Annotated in this window: 3 protein-coding genes and 1 pseudogene; 3 read left to right on the forward strand and 1 reads right to left on the reverse strand. The window is 49.2% G+C overall.

What is annotated here, in order from left to right; translation table 11 throughout:
• Nucleotides 1–80 precede the first annotated feature (80 nt).
• Nucleotides 81–857, forward strand: a complete 777-nt coding sequence (locus C6W88_RS18590; protein ID WP_269320709.1) for an EH signature domain-containing protein — start codon at nt 81–83, stop codon at nt 855–857.
• Nucleotides 847–3,885: a DEAD/DEAH box helicase gene (locus C6W88_RS18595; RefSeq protein WP_108133563.1), complete on the forward strand. Its 3,039-nt coding sequence runs from the start codon at nt 847–849 to the stop codon at nt 3,883–3,885. Before C6W88_RS18590 ends, C6W88_RS18595 begins: the two co-directional genes overlap by 11 nt.
• A gap of 41 nt (nt 3,886–3,926) precedes the next feature.
• On the opposite strand, the pseudogene C6W88_RS22150 reads toward C6W88_RS18595, so the two are convergent.
• A pseudogene (locus tag C6W88_RS22150) lies at nt 3,927–4,079 on the reverse strand (IS481 family transposase); the annotation flags it as partial.
• Nucleotides 4,080–4,117: 38 nt separating this feature from the next.
• Here C6W88_RS22150 and C6W88_RS18600 point away from each other — a divergent pair.
• Nucleotides 4,118–4,972: IS30 family transposase (locus C6W88_RS18600; protein WP_108133564.1), on the forward strand; the 855-nt coding region annotated here is incomplete at its 3' end.

Consider the following 4,972-nt stretch of genomic DNA (forward strand, 5'->3'; position numbering starts at 1 on the left):
CGTCGCTCATCCTGTCCTCCTTATGACTGCACTATATCCTGTGCAGCTATGGAGGGGGTCACTTCATTTTTCGGCTCAAGGTGATCAAGAGCACCAGATTGATGCTTGGAAGCAAGGCTGAGTATTCGGTCAGAAAGATTTTGAAGAATGAGTTGAAGGTAAACTACATAAAGTTAGATGGTCAGCTTTCCGACAAAGCAATTATCTATCTGGATTGTGGTGATTTTTACTTGATTGAAGGCTCGCATAGCTTCAAGCTTTGGGTGTATCTGGCTCCGCCAAGCCGTAAGTATGTAGGCTATGAAGTAACGAGTCTTTCGCACTTCGACTTAACAAACATGGTGCCTGAGGCCTACGAAAAGGAGTATCCCAATCTTAAGTACACCGATGTTGTTCATAGCCCTTCGACTTGGCAGAACAAGGTATTTGAGTTTCTGGCTGAAAACGGTATTAGGTTGGATGTCGAAGCCCTCCTCAACAAGGAGGATTATAGAAGGTATGTAACAAGGTTTGGGCTTCCCGTTGTGAGGCCAGCTAAAAGCTGTGTTTCTAGAGTGTCTAGTGAATCTGCCAATGATGTTGGTGACGATCACAAAGGAAGCCATTCAAATGCCAGTCCTGGTCAGAGAATTCTTTCACCCCTGGCTATTCAGATATTGCTTTATCTCCACAGGCACCCTGATAGCAAGGCAAGGGATATTTCCAGGCACTTGGGCCTTCCTCTGAAAGCTATCAATCATGTGCTGCATTTAGACCTCAAGGGGTACTGCATACAAGTCTCCAACTTCAACTGGATCAACTCGGCCGAAGGCGAGAGAGTGCTGATAAATAGCGGGGTGCTGGGTGATGAAGAATAAGCTTGCTCAAATCATCAAGAGACTTCTTCCTGACGCTGGCGATCACCACGGCGGACTGGAGAGCTTTGAGATTATGTTTGATGCTGATGGTGTCAAACTGTACCTTGAAAAGTCTGAGTTTGAAAGGTTTCTTTCCGGAGAAGGTTCGCCCAATATCAATCTGCAGGGTGTTGTTCTTCGTATGCTTGAAGAGCAGGGTCTTGCCACGCGTTTTCCTAATGGATTCAGCCTGGATGCTAGTGTTGCTGCCTCTCTTGATAATGAACAGGTAGAAATCCTGGGGCTCCCACCACGTTTTTCTGGCGAGTTCAAAGTCTCTATTGATGGACACTCCAACAGCAAGGCTTTTTCGGTAAAGATATTTCCAGAGTATGATGGAGCTCAGGTCCCTTGTCGTACCAAAGGCGCGTTGGTGGAAGTAGGGTCTGGTCACCGCTATCTGATGAATCAGCCGCAGATGCAAGCCTTTCAGGCCCTTGACAGGCATTCATTGCTTCCCGAATCCTTAAAGACAAGCAGCGAGAACCTGTTGCTTCTAGCAACATTACAATTGGCCAAGCGCAGTGGCATGAATATTGACCTTAGCCACTTTGAAAGAATCAATGTGGAATCGGCTAAAGATGTTGGTGTTATTGCAAAGCAGCTGCCCGATGGCAGCCTGGAGCTTTTTCCCAGTGTAGGTGATGGTTATGGGCTTGATGAGATAGAGGGGCGGTTAGGTCAGCTGGACCTAAATGAGCATGGTGGTGTGATTAGAATAAAAAATAATGTTGTAATACTTGACGAGGAGAAGATGAATGGTATAGGGGAGATTATGAATAATCGGCGAATTCCGCCAGAGAGTGTTGCCGATTTTATCAAATCTCCTTCTGCGTTTCTTGATGCCTCTCTTGTTAATCTGGATCTTGGCTTCTCGGTGCGGGTGCTTGGTGTAGGTAAAATCAAGCACATGGACTTCGGAGGGCTGGGACAAGGTGAAAGCGACTGGTTCGGTGTCGAAAGCTCGGCTTCGCCCCCTGAGATTATTAATAAGCTTGTCAAAAGCCATGAGGAGCTTTCGGAACTACAGGATAAAATTGATGCGGCATACTCTCAGGGAGCTCATACGATTGACTATCAAGGGGAGAGTGTCGATGTATCTGACCATGACAAGGTAAAGAGCATTCTTGGCAAGGTGGCGACTTCGCTTGATAAGCCAGAGGAGTCAAGAACTTTTCCCGAAGATACTGCCACGATGAATGAAACACAGGTCGGTGTCATTGTAAAAGATGCCGAAGATATTGGTGAGGCATTATTAGAAAAGCTCAAGCACTATAATATTCAGCGCCAGCCTGACTGGGAGGCTTATGCCAGGCAGCCTTTCCCTCATCAGGAAGAGGGCGTAAACTGGATGCTGAAGTTGATTGAGCTAAGTGCTCTCGACGACACTGACAGCTTTGATCGAATTCAAGGCGGACTTCTCGCCGATGACATGGGCCTGGGTAAGACGTACATGTCACTTGTCGCCATCAATGAGTATCTTTATCACAGGAAACTGCAAGGTTTACCAGAGAAGCCTGTTCTTATCGTTGCTCCTCTAAGTCTACTCGAGAATTGGGAGCAGGAAGTTTCACTGACCTACAAGAGCATTCCGTTTAAAGATGTCAAAGTATTACAGTCCGGAAGGGACCTTGCGGAATTCAAAAAGAAGGGCGAGAAGCGAGAGTCCGTTCAAGCATCTGAGCTCCTGAACGAGGAGGGGCAGATGGAGCCTGACAAGATACGCTTTGCTCTTCATGTGGGCCCTGATGCAGGTGTGAAGAGGCTCGATATCAACAGGCGCTTCGTTATTACTACCTACCAAACGCTTCGTGACTATCAGTTCTCTCTCTGTCTCGTTGACTGGGGCATGGTGATCTTTGATGAGGCGCAAAACCTCAAGAATCCCAACACCCTGCAGACCCATGCGGCAAAAGGACTTAATAGTGATATCAAGATATTGGCAACTGGTACGCCTGTTGAAAATTCGCTCGGTGACTTTTGGTGTCTGATGGATACCGCTCAGCCAGGGCTTCTTGGGGATTGGCCTTATTTTAGGGATCGCTGGGTAACCCCGATACTTCGCGCCGGGGATGAAGAAAAGGATTCCGTGCGTGAGGCGGTCGGGAAGGACTTGCGCGAGGCGGTCGGTGACTTTATGCTGCGTCGTATCAAGGAGGATCAGTTAGCAGGGTTGCCTCCGAAGAGCATTCTTAGTGGTGTTCCCACTGCCTCCCATGGGGCCTCTTATAACCCGAAGCTGTCAGCTTTCATGAATGGTTCCCAGCTCTCGGCTTATAATGAGGCCATAGACCAGTATCGGAAGCGCCGCGCAGAAGAGGAAGATGTTCGTGGCTTTGCGCTATCGACGCTTCAGAGCCTGAGGGCAATATCTCTTCATCCGCGAGTAAATGAACCGTTGCAATCCCTTGTTTGCAAGCCTGATTCATATCGTACGATCATGTCAGAATCGGTAAAGATGAAAGTGACTCTTGATGTGCTCGATGAAATAAGATCAGCGCAAGAGAAAGTTATTATATTTATACTTTCTAAAAATGTGCAGCGTTTCATGAAAGTGTGGATAGATAAAATATATGGCCTTGATGTCAGTATTATCAATGGAGACACTTCCGCAGTAGAAAGAAAAGGTGACACTCTGACTAGGAGGGGCCTGATCGAGCAATTCGAAAACGTTGATGGCTTTAATATTATAATCATGTCGCCGGTAGCTGCCGGTGTTGGGCTGACCGTAGTAGGTGCCAACCATGTCATTCACCTGGAGCGTCACTGGAACCCGGCCAAGGAGGCACAGGCTACTGATAGGATTTACCGTATTGGCCAAAAAAAGGACGTGTATATACATATCCCAACCGCCCTACATCCTGAATTTGATTCGTTTGATGTCCATCTCGACAAGCTACTCAGTGGGAAACTGCTTTTGAAGGATGCAGTTGTCACTACAGATGCTGTCAGTGAGAGCGAGGTGATGAGATCGCTTGGGCTTGATTAGTGCCACCTGAAGGTGACTGTTGCTATTTTACATGTTTCCGGTTAAGTGTCAGGTCCCGGATAATTAATCACAGGCTTGGTGGAAAGCTCAGGACGCCGGTTCTGCCAGTCTTTCATCGCTGAAATGGGGGCCTGGTGCTTCAATGCCTTCTGCGGGATGTGATGATTGCACAGCCAGCAGGGCGGTCTCAATGAGCAAGTGCAACACCTGATCGATCAGGTACGCTATCGCTATGACTCATTGCTACCACCACCTTACTGCTGAAGAACGTGCCACCATCATGCTGATGCGTGAAGGTCACTCGATACGCTCCATCGCCAAGTTCCTTGGGGGAGCTGCCAGCACGATTTCTCGAGAACTGGCTCGGCATGCGGTACCTTCTCATGCTGGCTATGACGCCAGTCTGGCGGGTTTCAGGGCCACGCTGACGCGACATCGAGCACGACGACAATCTAAGTTGCGCCTTGGTACGCCTCTCTTCGATCTGGTGACCTACCTGTTGCGCAAGTACTGGTCTCCTAGGCAGATAGCCATCACACTGAAGCGCATGTATCCAAACGACCCTACACGTCAGGTCTCCCACGAGGCCATCTACAACGCGCTCTATGTGATGCCCCGAGGCTCGCTGAAAAAAGAGCTCATTGCTTGCCTTCGGCAGGGGAAGGGAAAGCGGCGTCCACGCAGTCGTGGCAAGGATCGTCGCCGCCAAATTCCTGACTTGGTCAGTATTCATCTCCGGCCGCCTGAGATCGAAGATCGGTTGATGCCCGGGCATTGGGAAGGCGACCTCATCATGGGGGCCAGCAACCGTTCTGCCGTAGGCACGTTGGTTGAGCGCACGACACGCTTCGTCATCCTGGTGAAAATGGACGGTACGACCGCGACGGATGCGATGGTCGGCTTTAGTGACAAATTGAACCGTGTTCCACGCTCACTACGGCTGTCGATGACCTACGACCAAGGGAGCGAGATGGTCAAGCATGCCGAAATAACCCAACGTACCGGGACAGCCATCTACTTCGCCGATCCACACAGCCCGTGGCAACGTGGGTCTAACGAGAATACCAATGGTCTGCTTCGACAGTAT

The organism is Halomonas litopenaei (assembly GCF_003045775.1).
Lineage (GTDB): Bacteria > Pseudomonadota > Gammaproteobacteria > Pseudomonadales > Halomonadaceae > Halomonas > Halomonas litopenaei.